Here is a 22,369-nt window from a genome sequence, read left to right as displayed (position 1 = left end):
TCACGGGCGGGCTGTCCGTCAGGTGATCAGGTTGTTCGAACCGGGTGAGCCACTAACCAGACCGCCGCAGCCGCACCCCTGGTGGGACGCCGTACAGGCACGGCTGGAAGCGACCGAGACCGACTGCCCCGGGCTCACGCCCGTCATCGAGGCAGTCGTCGCGCACATAGGTATCGCGCTCGACGACAGCACCGTCGAGGGCCCTTTGCTCAGCGTGCTGATGGAGGACGCCGCAGAACGCCGCACTCCTCCTCGTGACCAGGGGAACGGCACTCCAGCCATCGGCAAGTTCCACAGCGTTTGATGGGAGTCCCAGGTCGGCTCAGCCTCCAGGACGCGTGAGCAGCGTTCGTACGCCGCCTCCGCTGAGGGTCACCTCTTCGGGCGCGCCTGCGTCGATGGCCAGGGAGAGCTCGTCGGAGGGCCAGCCCTGGGCCAGTGCGCCCAGCGGCACCCGGTGGTAGCGGTGGATCTGGGGCAGGGCCTGGTGCATACGGTCCGGGGTGGTGAAGACCGGCACCAGCTGAGCGCCGTCATCCTGTTCGAGCACGGGGAGGGTCACGGCCTGTGGGTCCGTATCGTCTGTGCCCTCGGGAGCGGGAAGCAGCACCTCGCTGTTGGCAAGGGTGTCCAGCGCCGAATCGTCCGCTCGGTTGGCCGCCAGTTCGCCGAGGGCCTGTTGAGTGGCGGAGACGGTGCTGTCGTCGGGAAGGTCAGTCATGATTCTCTCCAGCGATCGGAGTGGCATATGGGCTGGTCAGCGGCCGATCCGAACCAATCCGAACCGGTCTCACCTTGCCGTAAGCCACTCGGGTACCCGACTCCATGGCGTTGAGACATCCCACGCCGACGCGCCATGTTGCGGTGGCGAACGCATAGATCCAGTGAGGGGTGGAAAACAGCACATGAATGAGATTGAACGCCTATGGGAAGATTTCCGGCTCCCGATCCGGGATGCGCTCTATCTCGCCGACGGAAATTCTTACGACGTGACTCTCTCGCCCGGCACACCGAACGGATTCAGGGTGCTCGAGCCCTTCGATCTGCGTCAGACACTCAAAAGCGAACAGGATTGGACGTCTGAGGTCGATGGGCTTAAATCCATAGGGCTGACTCAGGGAGGTTTCCTCTGGGGTGGGGAAGGTTCACACGGCTCGGAAGGATTCTTGGCGCGTTTGACTCCCGAACGGTCACTAATATGGGCGATCTTCTTCAGTGAATCGAATCCGTTCCAAGAGATTCAGCTATCCAGTAAGACCGCTTCCTTCATCTCAACCTCAGGCATCGAAATAACTGTCGATATCGACGATCCACGGCGTTCGGTCAGTTGCTGAGGTTGAACTCGTGGTGTCGTAGGGGCCGGCGCGGGCCCGACTTCAGGGCTTCGGCGTAGTCGCGTGACGCCCGTTTCATGATCAGATGAGTCCGAGGAGGGAGAGCGGTCGGCCGGCGTCGCGGGCGTTGCGCCGGAGGCCGGCGGCGATGCTGCTCTTCCCGGCGAGGCGAAGGGCGCCGATGGCGAGGTTACGCCAGGTCGCCATGGCGCGGGGTGCGGAGCCGGTTCGCAGTTGGGAGGCGTCCTCGGCGAACGTCACGTCTCGGACGTGGTGCAGGGCTTCGATCTTCCAGTGGCTGCGGATCAGCCGGGCGAGCTCGGCGGGTGTGGCCTGTTCCGCAGTGAGGCTGGTGACCGCGTAGACGGTCTTGATGCTGACCTTGCCGCTCTTGCGGTCCACTCTGGCGCGGTGCAGGTCAGCCTGAATCTGCCCAGCGGGGTCGGGACGGCGCTGCGGGTGATCGGCGATCCACGTCCATGCCGTCCATGTGCCGTGTCACGGGCCGGTGGTGCCAGGCGTTTTCACGCCCGCCCTGGGGCACGTCATCCGCCGGCGGCGTCCTCGGCCTCCCAGCGCAGCAGGTCGCCCGGCTGGCACTCGAGCACCTCGCAGAGCGCGGCGAGCGTCGCGAAGCGCACCGCCTTGGCGCGGCCGTTCTTGAGTACCGCCAGGTTGGCAGGCGTGATCCCTACGCGGTCCGCGAGCTCGCCCACGGACATCTTCCGCCTGGCCAGCATCACGTCGATGTCGACGGCGATCGGCATCAGATCACCTCGTCCAACTCGGCCCGCATCTGCGCCGCTTCGCCGTCGCGCGCGACGGCCTGGGCGAGCAGCATCCGCAGCACGAGCACGATGAGCGCGACCCCCAGGATGGCCACGCCAACCCCGCCCATGATGACGGTGACGCCAGGGTCGGCCCGCTGGCCCGGCGCATTGAGGACCGTGACCGCGAACCACACCAGGGCAGCCGCCACGATCGCGCCGATCACGCCGTCCACGTACCGGAAGGCGGCGTGGGAGAACACAGTTCCGCGTCGCACCATCGTCACCAGCCGCCATACGCAGACCAGGGCGACCTGGACCGACACCATGCCCAGGATCGTGATCACGCGCAGCGGGGCCAGCGGGAGCGCCCCGTCCTCCGGGTCACTCCCGCTGACCAACGCCCACACCATCAATGCCTGTACGAACACGGTGCCGGCGAGCACCACCACGAGCACGGCGCACAGCGCACGCACTGTCAGCTTCCCCACGACCCATCCTTCCATCGAGTTGCGATAGGAATCTATCGACTTTCGATAGGCAAAGCAAGCGCTGGGGCGGACCGCCTTGATCTTGCCGAAGTCGGCCTCGCTTGAGCGCGCGAATCGGACGCCACCCGACTACACCGAAGCCCCGGGCCCGACTTGCAGCGGCAGGCCGTGGAGCCTGCCACTGCAGGACCGGGTTCTGCTGGTCACCGCGTACTGGACGCTGACACCCGTCTCGCGTCGCCGTCGGCAAGCCAGTCCCCGGCAATCGCAGCGACTGCAAGGCATGGGAACTGTCCGGCGCCAAGGCAGCTGCCGGCCGCGCCGCGGTGATAGCCGACGGCGGCTACCGAGGCACCGGCCTCGTAATCCCGCACCGACGCGAACCAGGTCAGGGCGAACTCCCGGCCTGGAAAGAGGAACACAACGCCTCTCACCGCAAGGTCGGCGCGCGGGTTGAGCACGCCTCGCCCGCATGAAGACCTGGAAGATCCTCCGAGACTGCCGTCTCAAAGCAGGCTGGCTATAAATCCTCTCTCAATCGCGCCCAGGTATGAGTGTCCAGGCTGTCATGGGGGCCAATGCGGGAGAGCTCGGCGCCGTCGCGCCCCAGGGCCACAATGACGGGACGGGCTCCGCGGCTGGTGTAGGGGGACGTCCACACAGCGATGAGCTTGCAGTGCTCGGGATTCTGGATCCGGCGGGCACCAACGAGAACGTGACCCACGTCCCGCCCGAGGCTCACTTTGACGCAACTGATCCACGGTGCTGCGGTGATGGAGCGTGGAGGGTCAATGCTGCGCGTGAGCCTGAGGACGCCTGCGCCGTTGCGAACGTCGAGCACATCGACGTTGAAAGGATCTTCTCCGGGGCCGCTGCCGCCCCCCACGTACCGCCACTGTTCTTCGTACCACTCCAGGAGCGCAATGTGCTCACGCGTGCGCGATGACTTCGGACGCCACACGATCCAGATCGCCCCGACACCGGCAGTGGCGTCGACATCGGCCGACACCACGGTCAGCACGCGCCGCGGGATCCACCATGGCTGCGGCGCATCTCTCGCCAGCACCCGCCGCACCACGCCCCGCAGAAATGTCTCCACCCGGGGTCCCGTCCACACGGCCTCTCCCCATGCCTGCATGCGCCTGCAATACCCGGCGCGCGAGGGCATCAAGCCCCAATGAGGTCTGCGGGCCACGGCCAGGACGCGCGCGGGCAAGGTGGACGAGGCAGGGGCAAGGAGAGTTAATCACTGGCACTCAGTGCCGACAATAGACCTAATGGGCGACCCCGAGTGCACTCTCCTGAGCCAAATGGGGGATGGTAGAGACAGCCAGAGCAATTCACCAGCCGTGACCCGTGGGGTACTTGACGGAGGGGTAACCATGAGCAACCGCAACGCCGCGCAAGTCGATCGCGGCATGCCTGCACTGGACATCCGGGTCGGTGGATTCCGTATGACCATTCAGCGAGTCCCCGTGCGACTTCTCATGCTCCTGGCTACCTGTGGCGGATCCGCATTCACCGCATGGATGACCAGCCGGTGAGTTCGCTGGGGTCTGCGTTTCACTCAGCTGCAGCCCAATCCGTTACGCGTTGGTACGCCTCCGGCATCTGGAAACCGCCATCAGGGGAGTGCCGGGCGAATTGGCGTCGGGCGCACGCTGCCAGGAAAGCCTTGCGGTCTTGCCAGGGCACTTCCCACAGCGGGAGGCCTAGGGCCCGTCGTTTGTGTCATCTGGTCGTTGAATAAGGCTGCTGACTGGAGAGACGATCGCGGCGCCGATCCCTATGCCCAGGCTTTTACAGGCTTCGCGGTGCTGCGTTGGGCGAATCTCACCCACCACTCCCGTGGTGTACGTGGCGTCGCGGAGGACTTCAGCAATGGCTCACTGGATCAGGTCGGTGTGCGGATGATCGGGGGACTCCGGGCAGACGCAGAGCTGCAGACGGTTGCCCCTGGAGCGGGGGCCAGCCACCGACCTTCCAGCCGGGGGCGACGGACGGCTCGTTCAGGTAGAACTCCTCCGGAGCGATCTCATAGGAATCGTCCACCGCGACGCCGGCCGCCTGCCACGTGCTCCAGTCCGCCAGCTGATGCTGCGACTCCTTGCTCAGAGCCAGCAGGGAGCAATTGTCAATACCTGTCGACCGGTTGGTTTTGAGGACGCCGTGCACAGCCATCGCACAGTAATGCGGGTGTCGTGCGGTTCTCGTAGCCGAGGCCGGTTACCTCCGCTGGGGACGCACCAGAACCTCGCTGCCGATGGGCGTGAATCCGCAGGCGAGGAAGGCGCGCAAGGAACGGGCGTTGCCCGGGGAAACGGCGGCGAAGACCGGTTCGCCTTCTGGGACCAGCGAAAGGGCATCGAAGAGGAGCGACCGCCCATGCCCTCGGCTGCTGTCCTGAGTGCGGTGGAGTTCGATGCTCAGCTCACGCCGCCCGGCAAGGCCGTTGGCCAAGGTAATGAGGCCACGTTCGTCACCGTAGACCTGGACGTTTGTCCGCAGCCACCGGGCGTGGCGGACACGTGGATGGTCGTCTGCGTCGGTCAGGTTCGCCAGGCGCGGGAGGCCGCCGATGCCGCGGGCCGTGAGTGTGGCGTCGGTGACGCCGATCCACCCCGCGGGCCCGGCGAGGTGGCGCAGGAAGTCCGCAGACAGCGACTCGCCGAAACCGTCTGGGCCCTGGGCGTATACGGCCTGGCCGGTCATGGCGGTGGCGACGACGGCGTGACCCGTAAAGGCGACCGAGCATTCGAGACCCCCGGGCAGGGGCGGCAGCACCGTCACCCGGCCGTCGACCGGCGGGAAGCAGTCGTCGGCAGCGTCCATGAAGAAAGTCAGAAGCGGGTGCGATTCACCCACGATTGGCCACCTGGTTGTTGAGGAAGTCCAGCAGCGAGCAAGTGCCAGATTTTATCCGCCGGTTGAGAATGTTCATGCCGCGAGAGTTTCAGTGCGTTCGACGAGGTGACCGCGTTCGAAGTGGGCTCCGGCGCGGACGAGGGCGACGAGGTGAGGTGCGTTCACGGCTCGCCAGCAGGTTGGGATACTCGGTGATCTGCTCCGGCGCGAGCACACAGGGCTCCGGCACGTAGGTGTCGTACTCCACCTCAGACGGCTCGGGCGGCGCGGCGAGGGGACGTCGGTGACCTCGGCGGCGGATCGCCAGAACAGCGCGGTCGGAGGCTTGTACTCCGGCGGGTGCTCGAAGGGACACCACAGCACTTGGAGCAGATCGGCCTGTCCGGGCGGTCGCAGCAAGGGTACGTCGCGCACGTAAAGCTGGGCCACGGGCAGCATGGCGACCGGCCCCTCGTGCCACTCGTCGCAGTACGGCCACGGCTCTTCGGCGGGCCACAGCAGCGGTCCGCCGACCGAACTGTCGTACGGCGACGGAGAACCGGGGCGGGGATGCAGCCGGAGCGCCGGGCGCGCCAACGGGCCCAGTTGATTGACAACTACGCCGCCCACAAGCAGCACCCGAAGCAACGCGGGGCACTGGCGAGCTTGGGCCCTCACCGACGAACATGGAACGCATGAGTGACCAACCCGCACGATGGAGCCGGGCAACTGTCTACCCCGACATGTGGGCTGACCCGGACGACGACCCCCGCAACAGCGAAGGTGTCAGTCCGGACGGCGAGGCTGCGACGCTTCAGGACTTCCTGACGAACTACCGCATGACCCTGCGGATGAAGTGCGAGGGCCTGGACGCGGAGCAACTGGCCCGGCGGTCGGTTCCGCCGTCGACGATGTCGCTGCTCGGCCTGGTTCGGCACCTCGTCGAGGTGGAACGGGACTGGCGTAACTGGATCAGCGACGGTGATCCGCTGCCGAAGCTGTACGGCGAGGGTGACGGGGACTTCGACGGAGCTGTCGCCGAGCAGGCCGAGGTCGACGCTGCGTACTCCGCTCTGGAGCGGGAGCAGGCCGCGACCGACGCCGCGCTGGCCGAGCACCCGGATCTGAGCGAGCGTCTGGGGAAGGACGGGATCGCGGTCCGGGAGCTGATGGTGCACAGGATCGAGGAGTATGCCCGCCACTGCGGACACGCCGACCTGTTGCGCGAGTGCATCGACGGGAGGGTGGGCCAGTGACGAGGGCCGGGGGTCGCATCCGCCGCCGGAGCCCCCGCGCCCCGGCGCGCCCCCATCACCCGAGGTCGCGGAAGAACGCGCGGATGTCCGCGACCAGCAGGTCCGGCTGTTCCATGGCCGCGAAATGGCCGCCCCGCTCGTACTCCGTCCACCGCACGATGTTGTTCGTCCGCTCCGCGATATGCCGCAGCGGGATGAAGTTCTCGCGGGGGAAGGCGGCGAGGGCCGTCGGGGCGGTCGAGAGTTTGGGGGGTGTGCCCCAGTAGGGGGCGTGGCGGCGTTCGTAGTAGATGCGGGCCGAGGAGCCGGCGGTGCCGGTCAGCCAGTAGAGCATGACGTTGGTGAGGAGCTGGTCGCGGTCGACCGCGTCTTCGGGGTGGTCGCGGGAGTCCGTCCATTCCTTGAATTTCTCGGCGATCCAGGCGAGCTGGCCGACCGGTGAGTCGGTGAGCCCGTAGGCCAGGGTCTGGGGGCGGGTGGACTGGATGTCGGCGTAGCCCTGGCGGTCGCGGGCCCACTGCTGGGCCCGTTCCCAGGAGGCGAGGGTGCGGGCGCGTTCGGCCGGGGGCAGGGTGGCCAGGTGGGTGGGGTCGGGTTCCTCGGTGACGGCGGAGTCGGGGATGAGGTTGAGGTGGACGCCGATGATCCGGTCGGGGTGGGTGCGGCCGAGTTCGCGGGAGATGGCGGCTCCGTAGTCGCCGCCCTGGGCGCCGTATCGCCGGTAGCCGAGGCGCTCCATGAGCTCGGCGAACGCGGCGGCGACTCGCTCGTACTCCCAGCCGGTCTCCCGCGTCGGCCCCGAGAGGCCGAACCCCGGGATGCTCGGCAGGACGAGGTGGAACGCGTCGGAGGGGTCGCCGCCGTGGGCCCGTGGGTCGGTGAGGGGGCCGACGACCTGGGTGAATTCGACGATGGAGCCCGGCCAGCCGTGCGTCATGATCAGCGGGGTGGCGTCCGGTTCGGGGGAGCGGATGTGGGCGAAGTGGATGTTCGCCCCGTCGATCGTCGTGGTGAACTGCGGCCACTGGTTCAGCCGGGCTTCGGCGGCCCGCCAGTCGTATGTGTGGCGCCAGTACCGTACGAGCTCCCGTAGATAGTCGCGCGGGATGCCGTACGCCCAGCCCACGCCCGGGAGTTCGTCGGGCCATCGTGTGTGGTCGAGCCGCGCGTGCAGATCGTCCAGCTCGGCTTGGGGGATGTCGATGCGGAACGGGCGAATGGTCTCGGCCAGGGTCGTCATCCGATGGATGCTAGATCCGCCAGGTTTGCGAGGCGAACGGATTAAAGCCGCCACCGTCCGTTAACGGCACCTTGCGATAGCGGCTACCTCCTCTTTTGTGAATACTGTCGTGCAGTGCTCAGTGTTTGACCGGGGAGACGGGGGCGTCATGGGGCTGCTAGGGTGCATGGCCGAATCTCGGCCTAGATGGCCTTTCCAGGTGTTCAAGTTGTTCCAGGTGTCCAAGGCGTCCCGCTGATGGGGTGGGATCTGACCCCCGATTGGCTGGACGACGCGGTCGAGTCGGGCACGGAGGCCGTCGGGGACGGTGTCGAGTGGCTGGGCAACAAGACCGCAGAGGGTCTGGACAAGGTCGGATGGGAGAGCGGAGCGGACTGGGTCCGTGACAAGTCCCGTTCGGCGGCGAACGCCCTGGGCGCCGATGTCGCCGAGATGCGGCTGGACGAGACCGAGGACCCGAAGAAACTCATCTTCGGCAGCGCCGGCAAGCTCCGGTCCACCGCCACACATCTGCGGGACTTCCAGAAGGCCTTCGACCAGGTCGGCAACGGCCTCAAAGGGCTGGACGCCTCCCACCTCAAGGGCAAAAGCGCGGACGCCTTCCGCGACAAGGTCTCCATCGAGCCGAAGAAGTGGTTCAAAGCCGCCGACGCCTGCGAGAAAGCCGCGGTGGCACTGGAAGGCTTCGCGGGCACCGTCGAGTGGGCACAGGGCCAGGCACAGGAGGCGATCGACGCCTACAAGGCCGCCAAGAAGGCATCGGAGGAAGCGCGGTCGGCCTACAACGGGAAGGTGGACACGTACAACGCGGCGGTGGATAAGTACAAGGCCGCCGTGGAGGACGGCAAGGAGCCGGGGGCCAAGCCGAAGGAGCCGGCGGCTTTCGCCGACCCGGGACCCGCCAAGGCCAAGGCGGCGCAGGAGAAGCTGGACGAGGCGCGGCGGCAGCGGAACAAGGCGGAGGAGACGGCGGTGAAGGCGGTGGCGCAGGCGCGGGATGCCGCTCCGCCCAAGCCCTCCTACGCCGAGCAGGTGGGGGACGGCCTGGAGGGCCTGCAGCTGGACTCGTCGCACTTGGTCGGGGGTGTGGTGAAGGGGACGGCGGGCCTGGTCAACTTCGCCCGCCAGCTCAATCCGCTGGACCTGTACAACATCACGCACCCGGCTGAGTACGTCACGAATCTGAACAGCACCGCGGCCGGGCTGGTCACGGTGGCCAATGACCCGGTGGGTGCGGGCAAGAACATGCTCGACGCCTTCGCCAAGGACCCGGCGGAGGGGCTGGGGCGTCTGGTGCCCGAGCTGGTCGGGACCAAGGGTCTCGGTATGGCCCGGGAGGGCATGGCGGCGGCCAAGTACGCCCGGGGCGGGGAGGACGCGGCGCGTGCGGCGCTGCGCAAGGAGGGGTCGCATCCCTTCGCGCGCAAGGATGCCGGGAAGACCTGCAACGGCACGGATCCGGTGGACCTGGCGACGGGGAAGATGTTCCTGCCGCAGACGGATGTGGCGCTGCCGGGCGAGCTGCCGCTGGTCTTCCGGCGCCGGGTGGAGTCCGGGTATGCGGCGGGGGGCTGGTTCGGGCCGTCGTGGTCGAGCACCGCCGACCAGCGGCTGGAGATCGACGCCGAGGGCGTCGTGTTCGTCAGCGAGGACGGGCTGCTGCTGTCCTATCCGCACCCGGCCCCCGGCCTGCCGACGCTCCCGGTGGCGGGTCCGCGGTGGCCGCTGGAGCGGGACGCCGACGGCGACTACACCCTCACCGACCCCGCCACCGGCGGCACCCTCCACTTCACCGGCCCGGAGGGCAGGGGTGACGGGGTCGCGCGGCTGGAGCGGATCACGGACCGAAGCGGCCACTTCATCACCTTCGACCACGACAGCGACGGGGCGCCCACCGGCATCGTGCACTCCGCCGGCTATCACCTGAAGCTGACCACGCACAACGGCCGGATCACCGCCCTCCACCTGGCCGGTGCCGCGCCCGACGGCTCGGACCAGGAGCTGCTCCGCTACCGCTACACCGACGGCAACCTCACCGAGGTCATCAACTCCTCCGGCCTCCCCCTGCGGTTCGAGTACGACGACGAAGCCCGCGTCATCTCCTGGACCGACACCAACGACCGCCGCTACGACTACGTCTACGACAACCGCGACCGCTGCATCGCGGAAGGCGGCGAAGCAGGCCACATATCGGTCCGTATCGACTACCACGACGCCGACCAGACCACCGGCCACCGCATCACCACCGTCACCACCCCCGACGGCCACGCCAGCCGCTACGTCATCAACGACGCCTGCCAGGTCACCGCCGCGACCAACCCCCTCGGCCACACCACCCGCGCCACGTACGACCGCCACCACCGGCCCCTGACCCGCACCGACCCGCTCGGCCACACCACCACCCACACCTACGACGAGGACGGACACCTCACCAAGGTCACCCACCCCGACGGGCACGAGGCCTCCGCCACCTACGACGCGCTCGGCCTCCCCCTCACCCTGACCGGCGCGGACGGCGCCACCTGGCGGCAGACCTACGACGAGGCGGGCCACCCCACCAGCCTCACCGACCCGGCCGGCCACACCACCCGCTATGCGTACGACGACCACGGCCACCTGGCCGCCGTCACCGACGCCCTCGGCGGGACCACCCACCTCCGCTGCGACGCCGCGGGCCTGCCGGTGGAGATCACGGACCCGCTGGGCGCCATCACCCACTACCGCCGCGACCCGTTCGGCCGTCCCACCACGATCACCGACCCGCTCGGCCACGCCACCCGGCTGGAGTGGACAGTCGAGGGCAGACTCGCGCGCCGCACCAACGCCGACGGGTCCCAGGAGAGCTGGGCGTACGACGGTGAGGGCAACTGCACCAGCCACACCGACCCGGTCGGCTCCACGACCACCTACGAGTACACGCACTTCGACCTGCTCACCGCCCGGACCGGCCCGGACGGGGTGCGCTACGAGTTCGCCCACGACACCGCGCTGCGCCTCACCCAGGTCACCAACCCCCAGGGCCTGACCTGGTCGTACGACTACGACCCGGCCGGACGCCTGGTCGCCGAGACCGACTTCGACGACCGCACCCACACCTACGCCCACGACGCGGCGGGACAGCTCACGGCCCGCACCAACCCGCTCGGTCAGACGGTGGCCTTCGAGCGCGACGCGCTCGGCCGCACCGTCCGCAAGACCGCCGACGGCCGGACCACCGCCTACGCCTACGACCCCGCCGGACGCCTCACCTCGGCCACCGGACCCGACACCGAGGTGGTCTACCAGCGCGACCGCATGGGCCGCGTCAAATCCGAGATGATCGGCGGCCGGGTCCTGGCCCACACCTACGACGCCCTGGGCCGCCTCACCCGCCGCACCACCCCCACCGGCGCCACCACCGCGTACGCCTACGACGCGGCGGGCCACCGCACCGCCCTCACCGCCTCCGGCCACACCCTCGACTTCGACCACGACGCCGCGGGCCGCGAGACCAGCCGCCACATCAGCGGGGCCCTCACCCTCACCACCGTCCGGGACCCCCTCGGCCGGCTCACCGAACAGACCCTCACCGGCCCCGCCGCCTCCGATCCCCTCCACCACCGGGCCTACACCTACCGCCCCGACGGCCACCTCACCGGCATCGACGACCGGCTCACCGGCCACCGCGCCTTCGACCTCGACGCGGCGGGCCGCGTCACCACCGTCCGGGCCCCGAACTGGACCGAGAGCTACGCCTACGACGAGGCGGGCAACCAGACCCACGCCGGCTGGCCGGAGCGCCACCCCGGCACCGACACCACCGGCCCCCGCGCCTACACCGGCACCCGGATCACCCGCGCCGGAGACATCCGCTACGAACACGACGAAGCGGGCCGCCTCACCCTCCGCCAGAAAACCCGCCTCTCCCGCAAGCCCGACACCTGGCACTACACCTGGGACGCCGAGGACCGCCTGACCACGGTCACCACCCCCGACGGCACCGTGTGGCGCTACCTGTACGACCCCTTCGGCCGCCGCACCGCCAAACAACGCCTGGCGGACGACGCCGAAACGGTCCTGGAACAGGTGGACTTCACCTGGGACGGCTCCACCCTCATCGAACAGACCACCAGCACACCGGGCCTCCCCCGCCCCATCACCCTCACCTGGGACCACCAGGGCCGCCACCCCATCGCCCAGACCGAGCGGATCACCGACACCACCACCCAACGCGAGGTCGACCAGCGCTTCTTCGCCATCGTCACCGATCTCGTCGGCACCCCCACCCACCTCGTCGACGAGTCCGGAGAGCTCGCCTGGCACGCCCGCACCACCCTGTGGGGCACCACCACCTGGGCCGCCACCAGCACCACCTACACACCTCTCCGCTTCCCCGGCCAGTACTACGACCCCGAAACCGGCCTCCACTACAACCACCACCGCTACTACGACCCCACCACCGCCCGCTACCTCACCCCCGACCCCCTCGGCCTGCTCCCCGCCCCCAACCCCGCCACCTACGTCCACAACCCCCACACCTGGAGCGACCCGCTCGGGCTCGGGCCGTACCCCGACGGCGAAACTCGTTCCGGAATCGGGAGATTCCTCAGCAAGGTCTTCACCCGCCAACCCAGCGCTGAGGAAATGGCCGACGCGGCGATGAGGGCCAAGCGGGTCCCCATGAGACTCGGCGATCTGGAAGACCTCAGACTGCCCGACCGCGGAGACCCGGAGAAACTGTCGGCCATCCGCGGAATGGACGACGAACGCCTGCTGGAATCAATCAACAACCCGGATGAGGTGGGCGGCGTAGTCGTTATCAGAGACGGGGCACTGGATAACGGAAACCATCGCATCGGCGAAGCCCTGGATCGCATACACGACCCGTATTCTCCAGGCATCACCCCCGATACAGAGGTCTGGGTTGTGCCATGAGGAACTGGTTGCGCAGAGCCGGCCGGGCCCGGTCGGTCCAGTCCGGGCTCGGCTGGCCCGTCCCGGCCGCCGTCAGGACGGCGTCGCGGTCCCGGATGCGGGAACTGGTGGAAACCGCGCGGACGAGTGGCTTCAGCAGGAAGGGCGACAGCCTCGACCTGGAAGCCGGGGAGAGCTTTGTGGTGATCCCGTATCTCCTGGAGTCTTCCCCCGTGAAGAGCTGGATGTGCCTCATCGCGGCCTTTCCGCACCCCATGGAGCTGCCTTACGGGGAAAGGCCGCGATGCGAGTTCGCCAGGCTCGACATCACCAAAGCGGATTTCGCGTCACTGCCCGCCGCCAAGGCGAAGGTCAGGGACCAGCTCCTCCACTGGATGGCGTGGGAGGCATACCGAGCCAGGGGAAAGGAATAGCCCGAAGGAACAGCCGCACGGACTGGCTACACGAAGAGCTTGCCCGGATTCAGCAGGCCCAGCGGATCGAAGACCTGCTTGATGCCGCGCTGCAACTCCACCCCCACCGGGCCGAGTTCCCGCGCCAGCCACTCGCGCTTGAGCACCCCCACCCCGTGCTCCCCCGTGATCGTGCCGCCCAGCTCGAGGCCCAGCGCCATGATCTCGTCGAAGGACTCCCGGGCGCGCCGCGACTCGTCCGGGTCGGAGGGGTCGAAGCAGACGGTCGGGTGGGTGTTGCCGTCGCCGGCGTGGGCGACGACGCCGATGGTCAGGGCGTACTTCTCGGCGATCGCGGCGGTCCCGTCGATCATGGCGGCGAGCCGCGAGCGCGGGACGCAGACGTCGTCGATCATCGTGACGCCCTTGACCGCCTCCAGAGCCGGGAGGGTCAGCCGGCGGGCCTGGAGCAGCAGGTCGGACTCGGCGGCGTCCTCGGCGGGGACGACCTCGGTGGCGCCCGCGGCGGTGCACAGCTCGCCGACGGCGGCGAGGTCGGCGGCGGGGTCCGGGGTGTCGAAGGCGGCCATGAGCAGGGCCTCGGTGGAGTCCGGCAGGCCCATGTTGGCCGATGCGTTGACCGCGCGGACGCTGGTGCGGTCCATGAGTTCGAGGAGCGAGGGCGTGTGTCCGCGCTCCATGATCTTGCAGATGGCGTCGCAGGCGGCCGCGGTGGAGGGGAACTCGGCGGCGAGAACCAGCTGCTCGGGCGGGGCGGGCTTGAGGGCGAGCACGGCGCGGACGACGATCCCGAGGCTGCCTTCGGAGCCGACGAACAGCCGGGTCATGTCATAACCCGCGACGCCCTTGGCGGTGCGGCGGCCGGTCTTCAGCAGGCGGCCGTCGGCGAGGACGACGTCCAGGCCCAGTACGTATTCGGCGGTGACGCCGTACTTCACACAGCACAGGCCGCCGGAGGCGGTGCCGATGTTGCCGCCGATGGTGCACTGCTCCCAGCTGGAGGGGTCCGGCGGGTAGTAGAGGCCACGCTCCATGACGGCGCGCGACAGGACGGCGTTGACCACGCCCGGCTCGACGACCGCGATCCGGTCCACCGGGTTGATCTCCAGGATCCGGTCCATCTTGATCAAGGAGAGGACGATACAGCCGTCGGAGGCGTTGGCGGCGCCCGACAGGCCCGTACGAGCCCCCTGCGGGACGACCGGGACGCGCAAGCGGGTCGCGGTGCGCATCACGTGCTGCACCTGCTCGACGCTGCGCGGGAGGACGACGACGGCCGGGGTGCCCGCCTCGCAGAAGCTCGCCATGTCGTTGGCGTACGAGCTCATGACGTCGGGGTCGGTCACGACGGTCTCGGAGGGGAGGCCCTCCCGCAGCATTTCGATCAGGTCAGCCATGGCTCCAGATTCGCACCCGACCGTCCAGGAAGGAAGATCGGCACGGCGGCGGTGGTCCGGGAGCGGGTGCCTGGGTCGGCGCCGGAGCTACGACCTAAGGCTGTTCCTGGGCCGTCAGGGCCGGCAGCTCCCGCGGGCCGCCCTCGGCGGCCGGCGCCTCGTCCACGGTCGCCTCGGGCGCGGGGACAGCGAGCACTCCCAGCGCGCCCGAGGCGGTGGCCTTCCCTCCCCCGAGGGCGAACTTATTCCTGGTCAGCCGCCCTTTGGCGTATATGTCCTGCACGTCTTGCACCATTCGAACCTCGACAACTCCCCATACACCACGCGGGGTTGTAATGGATAGCAACGCGCCGAGTGTAGACGGTCCGAAGTTCGTAACAGCTTTAGTTCGTACTTTCGCGCAAGGGGCCGGGGGCAGGGTCAGGGACAAAGGGGTCGTCAGAGGTTGCCGCGCTTGGCCTGCTCGCGCTCGATCGCCTCGAACAGCGCCTTGAAGTTCCCCTTCCCGAAGCCCATCGAGCCGTGCCGCTCGATCAGCTCGAAGAAGACGGTCGGGCGGTCCTGGACCGGCTTGGTGAAGATCTGCAGCAGATAGCCGTCCTCGTCGCGGTCGGCGAGGATCTTCAGCTCGCGCAGCGTCTCCAGGGGCACCCGGGTCTCGCCGGCCCAGTCGCCGAGCGTGTCGTAGTACGACTCGGGGGCGTCCAGGAACTGGACACCGGCCGCGCGCATGGCCCGTACGGTCGCGACGATGTCGTTCGTGGCGAGCGCGATGTGCTGGACGCCGGGGCCGCCGTAGAACTCCAGATACTCGTCGATCTGGGACTTCTTCTTGCCGACGGCGGGCTCGTTGAGCGGGAACTTCACCTTGCGGGTGCCGTCCGCGACGACCTTCGACATCAGCGCGGAGTACTCGGTGGCGATGTCGTCGCCCACGAACTCCTTCATGTTGGTGAAGCCCATGACGTCGTTGTAGAAGGCCACCCACTCGTTCATCCGGCCCAGCTCGACATTGCCCACGCAGTGGTCGATGGCCTGGAAGTTCCGGCGGACGGGCGGCTCGACCAGCGGGTCGGCGGGGGCGAAGCCGGGGAGATAGGGGCCGGTGTAGCCGGAGCGGTCGACAAGGGTGTGGCGGGTGTCGCCGTACGTGGCGATGGAGGCGAGCACCACCGTGCCGTACTCGTCCTTGACCTCGTGCGGCTCCTCGATGCCGGAGGCGCCGTGGGCGGTGGCGTACGCGTACGCGGCGCGCGCGTCCGGCACCTCGATGGCCAGGTCGACCACGCCGTCACCATGGGCCGCGACATGCTCGGCGAGGAAGGCGCCCCATGCGGTGGTGGGCTTGATGACGGAGGTGAACACGAAGCGGGCGCCGCCGGAGACGAGGACATAGCTCGCGGTCTCCCGGCTGCCGTTCTCGGGCCCCGCGTAGGCGACGAGCCTCATGCCGAACGCGGTGGAGTAGTAGTGCGCGGCCTGCTTGGCATTGCCGACGGCGAAGACGACCGCGTCCATCCCCTTCACCGGGAAGGGGTCCGCCCGACGCGCGCCTTCTCCCGTCACGGCCAGGGTGTGATCCAAGGTCTCAGTCATATCTTCACCGTGACTCCATGACTCAGGATGCGCAACAGTTCGCTGATTCGCTGGGCAGTCTGTGTAGCCATTGCGGGGAGTCGCCAGGCAATCTGTACACAGTGACCACCCTCACGCTCTCGACAGGAGGATCACCGTGGCAATCGACCGGCTCGACGCCCGACTGATCGAACTACTCGCCGAGGAGCCCCGGATCGGCGTGCTGGAGGCGTCCCGCCGGCTCGGCGTCGCGCGCGGCACGGCACAGGCGCGGCTGGACCGGCTCCAGGCCCAGGGCGTGATCCGGGGCTTCGGACCCGAGGTGGACCCGGCGGCCATCGGCTATCCGGTCACCGCGTTCGCGACCCTGGAGATCAAGCAGGGCCAGGGCCCGGACGTACGGAGCCATCTGGCGGGCGTCCCGGAGGTGCTGGAGCTGCACACCACCACCGGCCACGGCGACATGCTCTGCCGCCTGGTCGCCCGCTCCAACGCCGATCTTCAGCGGGTGATCGACCGGGTGGTGGGGTTCGAGGGCATCGTGCGGGCCTCGACGACGATCGTGATGGAGAACGCCGTGCCGCTGCGGATCATCCCCCTGGTCAAGCAGGCGGCGGAGGACTGATCCGGGGGCGCCCGACCTTCCAAAGACTCTGTTGCAAAGGAACCCTTGCAACAGAGTCTTTGCATGCTTACGCTGCTGCCATGGCCGAGAACGAGAAGCCGGTGCCCGACGACGTACGGGTGCTCGACGCCCGCTCCCTACGCGGACTGGCGCACCCATTGCGGATGCGCCTGCTCGACGCACTGCGCGAGTACGGCCCGGCCACCGCCTCCCAACTCGCCGACCGGCTCGGCGAGTCGAGCGGCGCCACCAGCTACCACCTGCGGCAGCTGGCCACATACGGCTTCGTCGTGGAGGACACGGAGCGGGGCAAGGGGCGCGAGCGGTGGTGGAAGAGCGCACAGCGCGGCATCCAAATGGGTGTCGACGAGCTGCTGCGCGACGCCGACCCATCCGTGCGCGGCGCGATGAGCACCATGCTGTACGAGCTCGCCACCACCCACGGCCAGGAGATATCCACCTGGCTCGGCAGCTGGCGCGAGTGGCCCGAGGAGTGGCGCCGCGCCTGGGACATCAGCGACTTCACCATCCGTCTCACCCCTGAGCTCGCCGCGGAGATGCGCGACAAGGTGCACGAGGTGATCAATAGCTACCGCGAGAAGGAAGTGGGCCAGGATGCCGAGGACTCGGCCCGCTTCCGCGTCCATCTGCACGCCTTCCCGCGCGACGAGGGCTGACCGACCCCTGGGGGGAACGACCATGTACGGCGACGACATCCATCTGCGGCTGCACCGCATCCGGGCCGAGCGGCTGCGCCGCGAGGCCCAGCGCGCCCGCCCGCGCCGCCCACCCCGCCGGCCACGTCAGCCCCGTCGGCTGCGGAACCGTCTCGGCTGGACGCTGGTCGAGGTGGGCCTGCGCCTCGCGACGCCGCGCCCCCGGCCGGGGCAACAGCCGGGCCTGGCGGCCAGGCTGTGACCGTCCCGGCCGGTCAGGCACCCGTCCCAGCCTTCTTGAGCCGCGAGAGGATCTTGTCCCGGGTGCGGACCCCCCGGGCCGCCTCCTGAACGAATCCGACGATTCCCCGGAGCAGCAGCGGGTGGCCCACCTCGGGCAGCAGCGACTGGACGGCGGTGGTCAGCGCCGCCTGCGAGGTGGCCGCGGCCGCGAGCAGTCGGCGCACCGTGTCTTCGGAGATCTCCCTCAGGGCCCGTGACCCGGCGGGGTCCCGGGGGGTGAGGAAGTGCCAGAAGGCGGACGGCGGCATGCGCGACGTCCCCTCGGCCATCGGGGATGGTTCAGAAGACATCCAGGAGCGGTTCTTCATCCCCACCCGCCAGTGAGGGGCACCCGTTTCCGGGTCTCGGGCGGTGACTTCGTGGTCGCCTTCGAGCAGCAGGCGGCCGGCCGCGCCCGGTATGTCGAGCAAGCCCCAGGGTCCCTTCGAGCCGGGCGGCAGGTCGATCACGCCGTCGACGCCGTCGATGCGGTGGTAGCGGAACCGCCCCGTGCTACGGTCCCGGGCGACCCGCAGGCCCACGTGGGTGCCGTCGGTGCCCAGCGGTGACGCGGTGACGCCGTCGGGCAGCGGTGCCAGCGACGAGGACTTGACGACCCAGTGCTCGCCCTCGCCCAGCAGGGACGGATCGAGGAAGTCCGGCAGGCCCGGTTCGCCGAGCTCCCCGGCGTCCAGGTCGATCCGCCGCACCCGGGGCTCGGATCCGGTCTCGGTGTGCCACCAAAAGGTCCGGCCGTCGTGGAACATATGGCCGTTCGGCCCGACCCGCCGGTCGTCCGGGGCGAGGGGGCGGTGGCCCATGAACCGGCGGCCGTCCGGGGCCAGGAAGGTATAGCCGCGGCGCGGGGGCTCGTTGTAGTGCGATCTCCACATCGGGTACGACACCGCGAACTGGTCGTCCGGAGCGTCGGACCAGTAGATCGTGGACTCGCCGTTGACCCAGTGGCACACCAGGAACTGTCCGCCGGAGAAGAAGACTTCGACGTCGTAGTCGAACCGGCGCGCCCCGCGCGGCGCCCGGTACCCGTGCTCCGCGATCCGGCCGTCGGGCCCCACCGCGATGGCACGGCTCCGGTCATGCGCCGTCAGCACCGGCCAGCTCGCCCGGCAGTAGGTCTCCCCCTTGAGCTCGTCGGCGGCCTCGTCCAGGGCCTGCCATCCCACCTCGTCGAGAATGCCCGCGCGCAGCGACCGGGTCACCGGTGCCACCAGGTCGATGCCCTCGATCCGGGCGGCCAGGTCCGGCATCGCCGCCAGCGCCCGCCGGCCGAGAGCGATGCTGTGGTCGAGGGCGGTGAGCGCGTCGAGGGCGCCCTGTAGGCCGCCGGACCGCGCGTCGCGCAGCCAGGTGTCGACGATGTCGCACAGGAGGGGCCGCAGCGGTTCGACCGTCCACAGGTCGCCGAAGCTCTCGTTCCGGGTCTCGTACCGGATGGACCGGGTGAGCGCATCCGCGAACCGGGCGTCGGCGGCCAGCGTTTCGAGCGGGACGCGGGCGGCGTCGCGCCAGTGGGCCAACAGCTGGTGTGGATCGAGGCCCGCGACCGGGATGCCGACGGCCAGGCAGCGGCCGGGGGCGGCGGCGTCGATCCAGTGTCGGTCCGGCGAACCGCCGCCGAACCGTACGGGCGGGCCGGCGTCACGGATGCGATCCGCGAGCCCGGGGAGCAGCCGCAGCAGCTCCTCGGGGACCTTGGGGCAGGCGCGGGGGCCGGTCCCCCGGTATCGGGCCATCGTGGCGGTCAGCCAGTCGGCGGCGTCGGCGGCGGCGGCCAGTTCATCGAAGGCGCCCGTCTCTTCCAGCAGGGCCGTCCACCAGGCGTCCAGGTCCGAGCGCGGCAGGTCGGTCAGTTGCCACAGCAGCCGTTCCCGCAGCGTGGCGGACGCGGCGATCGCGGATGCCAGGTGCTTGCGCTGGGAGGGGGACGTCCAGAACCCGTCCGCCGCCCGCCACAGGGCCGGTGCGTCCACCAGGGTCTCCAGCAGCAGCCGGAACTCGGCCACGACGTCCAGACCGGCGGCCTTCGCCAGCTTGGCGAGGTGCGGGAGCATATCGGGCCACGGCGGCAGGCCGCCGAGGGTACGGCGGACGGCCAGCTCGCGCAGCTCGCGGTAGGAGTCGGCGGAGTTGGCGCCTCGGGCCAGTTCGGCCACGTACGCCTTGATGTCCTTGACCGAGAGCGCCCCGGCGAGGGCGAACTCCAGGAAGACCGCGCGGCGCCGGGCGGGATCGACGGCCGTGGCGTGACGGTCGGCCGTCCGAGCCCTGCCGAACATGATCGCGGCCTGCTTGTGCCGTCCGGCCGCGACCATCGCCCGGCCGACCTGTTCCCAGTAGGGCGGGTGATGGTCGTACGGAAGCCTCTCGCAGAGGCGCTCGTACATCTCCAGCGCGGGCCCGGGTTTGGCTTTGACCAGCCGTTCGGCTCGCTCCATCTCGGGCGCCGCCGCCAGTGCGACGTCCGCGTTGCCGGGGTCGTGGATCAGGGCCCAGGCCGGATAGCCGAGCTCGCGGCGGCGCCCGGCCGCCACCGGTGGGCCGACGTCGGGGGCGGCGAACCCGGCCGCGGCCAGCAGCCGGTCCTCGCCGGGTGCGGCGGCCTCCCCGGTCAGCCGGACGACGGGCCGGCCGCCGAGCAGCGGGTGGTCGTAGCGGCGGGCGGTGATCGGCTCGCCGCCCGGGGTGCCGACGGGCGCGAGGCCCGCGTCGAGCGCGATCGGGGCGCTGGGCTCGCGGTCGCCGCGGTCACTGGTCATGGATCTGCCTTCCCCCGTAGATCAGTGCGGCCATGCGGATCCCTTCGGACCAGGCCACCGGGCCGATCTCACCGAGCGGAACGGGGCGCTCGGCCTCGTCGACCCAGATCAGGCGCCCGGTCTCGGCGGGCAGGCCGGGGTCGTCGGCGCCCAGCCAGTAACGGGCCTGAACGGCGGGGCCCTGGTCGACAGTCCGGTCTGCGGTCCGGTCGACGGTCCGGTCGACGGTCCGGTCTGCGCCCGGGTCGACAGTCCGGTCTGCGGTCCGGATCACCGCGAAGCCGCCGCGCATGACGAAGCCGTGCTGGGCGGCGCGCGCCGTGGCGTGGCGCAGCTCCTCGAAGTAGCCACCCGAGTAGTCGTCGATGCTGGTGGCCTCGGGGTCGGCATCAGCCGGGCGGTGGTGAACCTCCCGGGCCAACTGCGGTATCCCCTGGTCGGTTTGCGCCGCGTCCAGCGCGCTCTGCCATGCCGCGACGTCGGGCAGCAGGGCGGAGTGCGGCACGGACACCGGGCCCACGGGTGGGGTGTACGGGGTGCCGTCCTTGCCCGTCAGGCGCGTACGGCCCGCCTCGCTCACCTCCGTCAACACGCCGGTCTGCCCGTCCACGATCACCACCAGATGCCGCAGGCAGGCGCGCCAGCCCGGGTCCGGCCACACGCGGGCCAGGAGCGCGGCGGGTATCGGCACGCCGGCCAGCAGCCATGAGTCCACAGTGGCCCGGCACTCCGCCTCATGCCGTAACAGCCGGTCGCGCAGCTCCGACAGATTTTCGCCCGCCGGGCTCGTGCGCACGGCTTTCGGGACCGACTTCAGGATCCGTCCACTGCTGTTACGGCAGGTGAGGGTGGTCCCGTCCAAGGCCAGTTCGTGACCGCCCACGGCCGGAACCCACACAAGTGGATGTTTGGACATGGGCCGACTATGACAGGGCCCTACGACAGTCGGCCCCGGGTGTGTGGAAGGCCGCTCGGCAGCCACTCAGCAGCGCGGCACCTGGCCGCCCGACTTCAGCGCCACCAGCGAGTTCACCGCGCCCTTCAGTGTGGTGACGGGGATCAGCCGCAGCCCCTTGGGGAGTTCGGCCTTGGCGTCCGAGCACTCCGCCTTCGGGACCAGGAAGACCGTCGCCCCGTCCCGCTTGGCGGCCTGCGTCTTGAGCGGCACCCCGCCCACCGCGCCGACCTTGCCGCCCGCCGTGATCGTTCCCGTGCCCGCGATCGTACGGCCGCCGGTGAGGTCGCCGCCGCGGCCGTCCCCGTCCAGCTTGTTCACGATCCCGAGGGAGAAGAGCAGCCCGGCGCTCGGCCCGCCCACGTCCGCGAGGCGCAGCCGCACCTTGACGTCCTTGGCGGAGAGGTGGAGATAGCCGAGCGCGGCGCTGGTGGCGTCGTCCTGGGACTCCTGCATCTCCTCGGCGTTGTGCGCCTCGATCTCCTTGGTCGAGTTGCCGACGGGGTAGACGGAGTCGCGCGGCATCACGGCGCGATCGGTGTCGAACCAGCCGCCGATGACGTCCTTCAGCCGAACCGTGGCGTCCGGCCCGGTCGCCGCGATCGTCGTCATCCTCAGCTGCCCGGTGGTCTTCCGGGACTTCGCCTCGGAGATCTTGATCACCGGCCCGCCGTGGTCAGAACCGAGGACATTCACGGTCGTGCCGGGCTCCGCCACCGAGTAGGGCAGCGGCGCGAAGGCGGCAACCGCGAGGAGGGCGAGAACGGGCGCGGAGCAGATCGCGATGACCCGGGCGCGCGGGGAGACGGCAGGCATGGTGTGAATGTAGTTGACCGCCGGCAC

22 protein-coding genes and 2 pseudogenes are annotated in these 22,369 nt (G+C 69.5%); 10 read left to right on the top strand and 14 right to left on the bottom strand.

What is annotated here, in order from left to right; translation table 11 throughout:
* The first annotated feature begins 31 nt into the window (after positions 1–31).
* Positions 32–304 (top strand): hypothetical protein, encoded by a 273-nt coding sequence (locus ACWY4P_RS33160; RefSeq protein ID WP_456204214.1) that lies wholly within the window; start codon positions 32–34, stop codon positions 302–304.
* A gap of 18 nt (positions 305–322) precedes the next feature.
* Here the strand turns inward: ACWY4P_RS33160 and ACWY4P_RS33155 are convergent, their stop codons facing one another.
* Positions 323–721, bottom strand: coding sequence for an SseB family protein (locus ACWY4P_RS33155; protein ID WP_456204213.1), 399 nt, complete (start codon positions 719–721; stop codon positions 323–325).
* Between the two features lie 184 nt (positions 722–905).
* On the opposite strand from ACWY4P_RS33155, the gene ACWY4P_RS33150 reads away from it, so the two are divergent.
* The gene (locus ACWY4P_RS33150) at positions 906–1,334 is read left to right on the top strand and encodes a hypothetical protein (protein ID WP_456204212.1); all 429 of its coding nucleotides are present in this window, start codon (positions 906–908) and stop codon (positions 1,332–1,334) included.
* A gap of 81 nt (positions 1,335–1,415) precedes the next feature.
* On the opposite strand, the gene ACWY4P_RS33145 is transcribed toward ACWY4P_RS33150, so the two are convergent.
* The 3 genes from ACWY4P_RS33145 to ACWY4P_RS33135 form a co-directional block, all read right to left on the bottom strand.
* Positions 1,416–1,736, bottom strand: coding sequence for a hypothetical protein (locus tag ACWY4P_RS33145; protein WP_456204210.1), 321 nt, complete (start codon positions 1,734–1,736; stop codon positions 1,416–1,418).
* A 143-nt stretch (positions 1,737–1,879) separates the two neighbouring features.
* On the bottom strand, positions 1,880–2,101 hold the full coding sequence (locus tag ACWY4P_RS33140) for a helix-turn-helix domain-containing protein (protein WP_030724363.1): 222 nt from the start codon (positions 2,099–2,101) through the stop codon (positions 1,880–1,882).
* Positions 2,101–2,592: a DUF2975 domain-containing protein gene (locus tag ACWY4P_RS33135; RefSeq protein WP_456204209.1), complete on the bottom strand. Its 492-nt coding sequence runs from the start codon at positions 2,590–2,592 to the stop codon at positions 2,101–2,103. Before ACWY4P_RS33135 ends, ACWY4P_RS33140 begins: the two co-directional genes overlap by 1 nt.
* Positions 2,593–2,802: 210 nt before the next feature.
* Between ACWY4P_RS33135 and ACWY4P_RS33130 the strand changes: the two are divergent.
* A pseudogene (locus tag ACWY4P_RS33130) lies at positions 2,803–3,103 on the top strand (transposase family protein); the annotation flags it as partial.
* 9 nt (positions 3,104–3,112) lie between these two features.
* On the opposite strand, the gene ACWY4P_RS33125 reads toward ACWY4P_RS33130, so the two are convergent.
* On the bottom strand, positions 3,113–3,691 hold the full coding sequence (locus ACWY4P_RS33125) for a hypothetical protein (protein WP_456204208.1): 579 nt from the start codon (positions 3,689–3,691) through the stop codon (positions 3,113–3,115).
* Positions 3,692–3,974: 283 nt separating this feature from the next.
* On the opposite strand from ACWY4P_RS33125, the gene ACWY4P_RS33120 reads away from it, so the two are divergent.
* Complete coding sequence (locus ACWY4P_RS33120) at positions 3,975–4,136, top strand: hypothetical protein (RefSeq protein WP_456204207.1); 162 nt, start codon at positions 3,975–3,977, stop codon at positions 4,134–4,136.
* Positions 4,137–4,818: 682 nt separating this feature from the next.
* On the opposite strand, the gene ACWY4P_RS33115 is transcribed toward ACWY4P_RS33120, so the two are convergent.
* Both ACWY4P_RS33115 and ACWY4P_RS33110 read right to left on the bottom strand, forming a co-directional pair.
* Complete coding sequence (locus ACWY4P_RS33115) at positions 4,819–5,424, bottom strand: hypothetical protein (protein ID WP_456204206.1); 606 nt, start codon at positions 5,422–5,424, stop codon at positions 4,819–4,821.
* A gap of 205 nt (positions 5,425–5,629) precedes the next feature.
* Positions 5,630–6,084 (bottom strand): annotated as a pseudogene (locus ACWY4P_RS33110) (hypothetical protein); the annotation flags it as partial.
* A 47-nt stretch (positions 6,085–6,131) separates the two neighbouring features.
* On the opposite strand from ACWY4P_RS33110, the gene ACWY4P_RS33105 reads away from it, so the two are divergent.
* Complete coding sequence (locus tag ACWY4P_RS33105; RefSeq protein ID WP_456204204.1) at positions 6,132–6,692, top strand: DinB family protein; 561 nt, start codon at positions 6,132–6,134, stop codon at positions 6,690–6,692.
* Positions 6,693–6,747: 55 nt separating this feature from the next.
* Here ACWY4P_RS33105 and ACWY4P_RS33100 read toward each other — a convergent pair whose 3' ends face one another.
* Complete coding sequence (locus tag ACWY4P_RS33100; protein WP_456204203.1) at positions 6,748–7,932, bottom strand: epoxide hydrolase family protein; 1,185 nt, start codon at positions 7,930–7,932, stop codon at positions 6,748–6,750.
* A gap of 237 nt (positions 7,933–8,169) precedes the next feature.
* Between ACWY4P_RS33100 and ACWY4P_RS33095 the strand changes: the two genes are divergently transcribed.
* Positions 8,170–12,846: a putative T7SS-secreted protein gene (locus tag ACWY4P_RS33095; protein WP_456204202.1), complete on the top strand. Its 4,677-nt coding sequence runs from the start codon at positions 8,170–8,172 to the stop codon at positions 12,844–12,846.
* A gap of 8 nt (positions 12,847–12,854) precedes the next feature.
* On the top strand, positions 12,855–13,259 hold the full coding sequence (locus ACWY4P_RS33090) for a hypothetical protein (RefSeq protein ID WP_456204201.1): 405 nt from the start codon (positions 12,855–12,857) through the stop codon (positions 13,257–13,259).
* Between the two features lie 26 nt (positions 13,260–13,285).
* Here ACWY4P_RS33090 and ACWY4P_RS33085 read toward each other — a convergent pair whose 3' ends face one another.
* The 3 genes from ACWY4P_RS33085 to hppD form a co-directional block, all read right to left on the bottom strand.
* Positions 13,286–14,656 (bottom strand): FAD-binding oxidoreductase, encoded by a 1,371-nt coding sequence (locus tag ACWY4P_RS33085; RefSeq protein WP_456204200.1) that lies wholly within the window; start codon positions 14,654–14,656, stop codon positions 13,286–13,288.
* Between the two features lie 94 nt (positions 14,657–14,750).
* Entirely contained in the window at positions 14,751–14,939 is a 189-nt protein-coding gene (locus tag ACWY4P_RS33080; RefSeq protein ID WP_456204199.1) for a hypothetical protein, read from the bottom strand.
* A gap of 155 nt (positions 14,940–15,094) precedes the next feature.
* Entirely contained in the window at positions 15,095–16,252 is a 1,158-nt protein-coding gene (gene hppD, locus ACWY4P_RS33075; protein ID WP_456204198.1) for a 4-hydroxyphenylpyruvate dioxygenase, read from the bottom strand.
* Between the two features lie 136 nt (positions 16,253–16,388).
* Here hppD and ACWY4P_RS33070 point away from each other — a divergent pair, with 136 nt between their 5' ends.
* The 3 genes from ACWY4P_RS33070 to ACWY4P_RS33060 all read left to right on the top strand — a co-directional run bounded on the left by ACWY4P_RS33070 (position 16,389) and on the right by ACWY4P_RS33060 (position 17,774).
* Positions 16,389–16,856, top strand: a complete 468-nt coding sequence (locus ACWY4P_RS33070; protein WP_456204197.1) for an Lrp/AsnC family transcriptional regulator — start codon at positions 16,389–16,391, stop codon at positions 16,854–16,856.
* An 80-nt stretch (positions 16,857–16,936) separates the two neighbouring features.
* Positions 16,937–17,533, top strand: coding sequence for an ArsR/SmtB family transcription factor (locus tag ACWY4P_RS33065; protein WP_456204196.1), 597 nt, complete (start codon positions 16,937–16,939; stop codon positions 17,531–17,533).
* A gap of 22 nt (positions 17,534–17,555) precedes the next feature.
* Positions 17,556–17,774, top strand: a complete 219-nt coding sequence (locus ACWY4P_RS33060; RefSeq protein ID WP_456204195.1) for a hypothetical protein — start codon at positions 17,556–17,558, stop codon at positions 17,772–17,774.
* 13 nt (positions 17,775–17,787) lie between these two features.
* Here the strand turns inward: ACWY4P_RS33060 and ACWY4P_RS33055 are convergent, their stop codons facing one another.
* The 3 genes from ACWY4P_RS33055 to ACWY4P_RS33045 all read right to left on the bottom strand — a co-directional run bounded on the left by ACWY4P_RS33055 (position 17,788) and on the right by ACWY4P_RS33045 (position 22,342).
* Complete coding sequence (locus tag ACWY4P_RS33055; RefSeq protein WP_456204194.1) at positions 17,788–20,571, bottom strand: hypothetical protein; 2,784 nt, start codon at positions 20,569–20,571, stop codon at positions 17,788–17,790.
* A complete protein-coding gene (locus ACWY4P_RS33050; protein WP_456204193.1) occupies positions 20,561–21,487 on the bottom strand; it encodes a DUF4132 domain-containing protein in 927 nt (308 codons plus the stop codon). Before ACWY4P_RS33050 ends, ACWY4P_RS33055 begins: the two co-directional genes overlap by 11 nt.
* A 66-nt stretch (positions 21,488–21,553) precedes the next feature.
* Positions 21,554–22,342, bottom strand: coding sequence for a S16 family serine protease (locus ACWY4P_RS33045; protein WP_456204192.1), 789 nt, complete (start codon positions 22,340–22,342; stop codon positions 21,554–21,556).
* Positions 22,343–22,369 lie beyond the last annotated feature (27 nt).

It is taken from the genome of Streptomyces sp. LZ34, from assembly GCF_053890475.1.
Note: the sequence above shows the minus strand (reverse complement) of the source record. Positions and strands in the feature narration are given on the sequence as shown.

Excerpts from the sequence above, each read along its gene's own strand:
- ACWY4P_RS33155 (WP_456204213.1), bottom strand. The coding sequence starts at position 721 with ATGACTGACCTTCCCGACGACAGCACCGTCTCCGCCACTCAACAGGCC.
- ACWY4P_RS33150 (WP_456204212.1), top strand. The coding sequence starts at position 906 with ATGAATGAGATTGAACGCCTATGGGAAGATTTCCGGCTCCCGATCCGG.
- ACWY4P_RS33140 (WP_030724363.1), bottom strand. The coding sequence starts at position 2,101 with ATGCCGATCGCCGTCGACATCGACGTGATGCTGGCCAGGCGGAAGATG.
- ACWY4P_RS33120 (WP_456204207.1), top strand. The coding sequence starts at position 3,975 with ATGAGCAACCGCAACGCCGCGCAAGTCGATCGCGGCATGCCTGCACTG.
- ACWY4P_RS33115 (WP_456204206.1), bottom strand. The coding sequence starts at position 5,424 with ATGGACGCTGCCGACGACTGCTTCCCGCCGGTCGACGGCCGGGTGACG.
- ACWY4P_RS33105 (WP_456204204.1), top strand. The coding sequence starts at position 6,132 with ATGAGTGACCAACCCGCACGATGGAGCCGGGCAACTGTCTACCCCGAC.
- ACWY4P_RS33100 (WP_456204203.1), bottom strand. The coding sequence starts at position 7,932 with ATGACGACCCTGGCCGAGACCATTCGCCCGTTCCGCATCGACATCCCC.
- ACWY4P_RS33095 (WP_456204202.1), top strand. The coding sequence starts at position 8,170 with ATGGGGTGGGATCTGACCCCCGATTGGCTGGACGACGCGGTCGAGTCG.
- ACWY4P_RS33085 (WP_456204200.1), bottom strand. The coding sequence starts at position 14,656 with ATGGCTGACCTGATCGAAATGCTGCGGGAGGGCCTCCCCTCCGAGACC.
- hppD (WP_456204198.1), bottom strand. The coding sequence starts at position 16,252 with ATGACTGAGACCTTGGATCACACCCTGGCCGTGACGGGAGAAGGCGCG.
- ACWY4P_RS33065 (WP_456204196.1), top strand. The coding sequence starts at position 16,937 with ATGGCCGAGAACGAGAAGCCGGTGCCCGACGACGTACGGGTGCTCGAC.
- ACWY4P_RS33060 (WP_456204195.1), top strand. The coding sequence starts at position 17,556 with ATGTACGGCGACGACATCCATCTGCGGCTGCACCGCATCCGGGCCGAG.
- ACWY4P_RS33055 (WP_456204194.1), bottom strand. The coding sequence starts at position 20,571 with ATGACCAGTGACCGCGGCGACCGCGAGCCCAGCGCCCCGATCGCGCTC.
- ACWY4P_RS33050 (WP_456204193.1), bottom strand. The coding sequence starts at position 21,487 with ATGTCCAAACATCCACTTGTGTGGGTTCCGGCCGTGGGCGGTCACGAA.
- ACWY4P_RS33045 (WP_456204192.1), bottom strand. The coding sequence starts at position 22,342 with ATGCCTGCCGTCTCCCCGCGCGCCCGGGTCATCGCGATCTGCTCCGCG.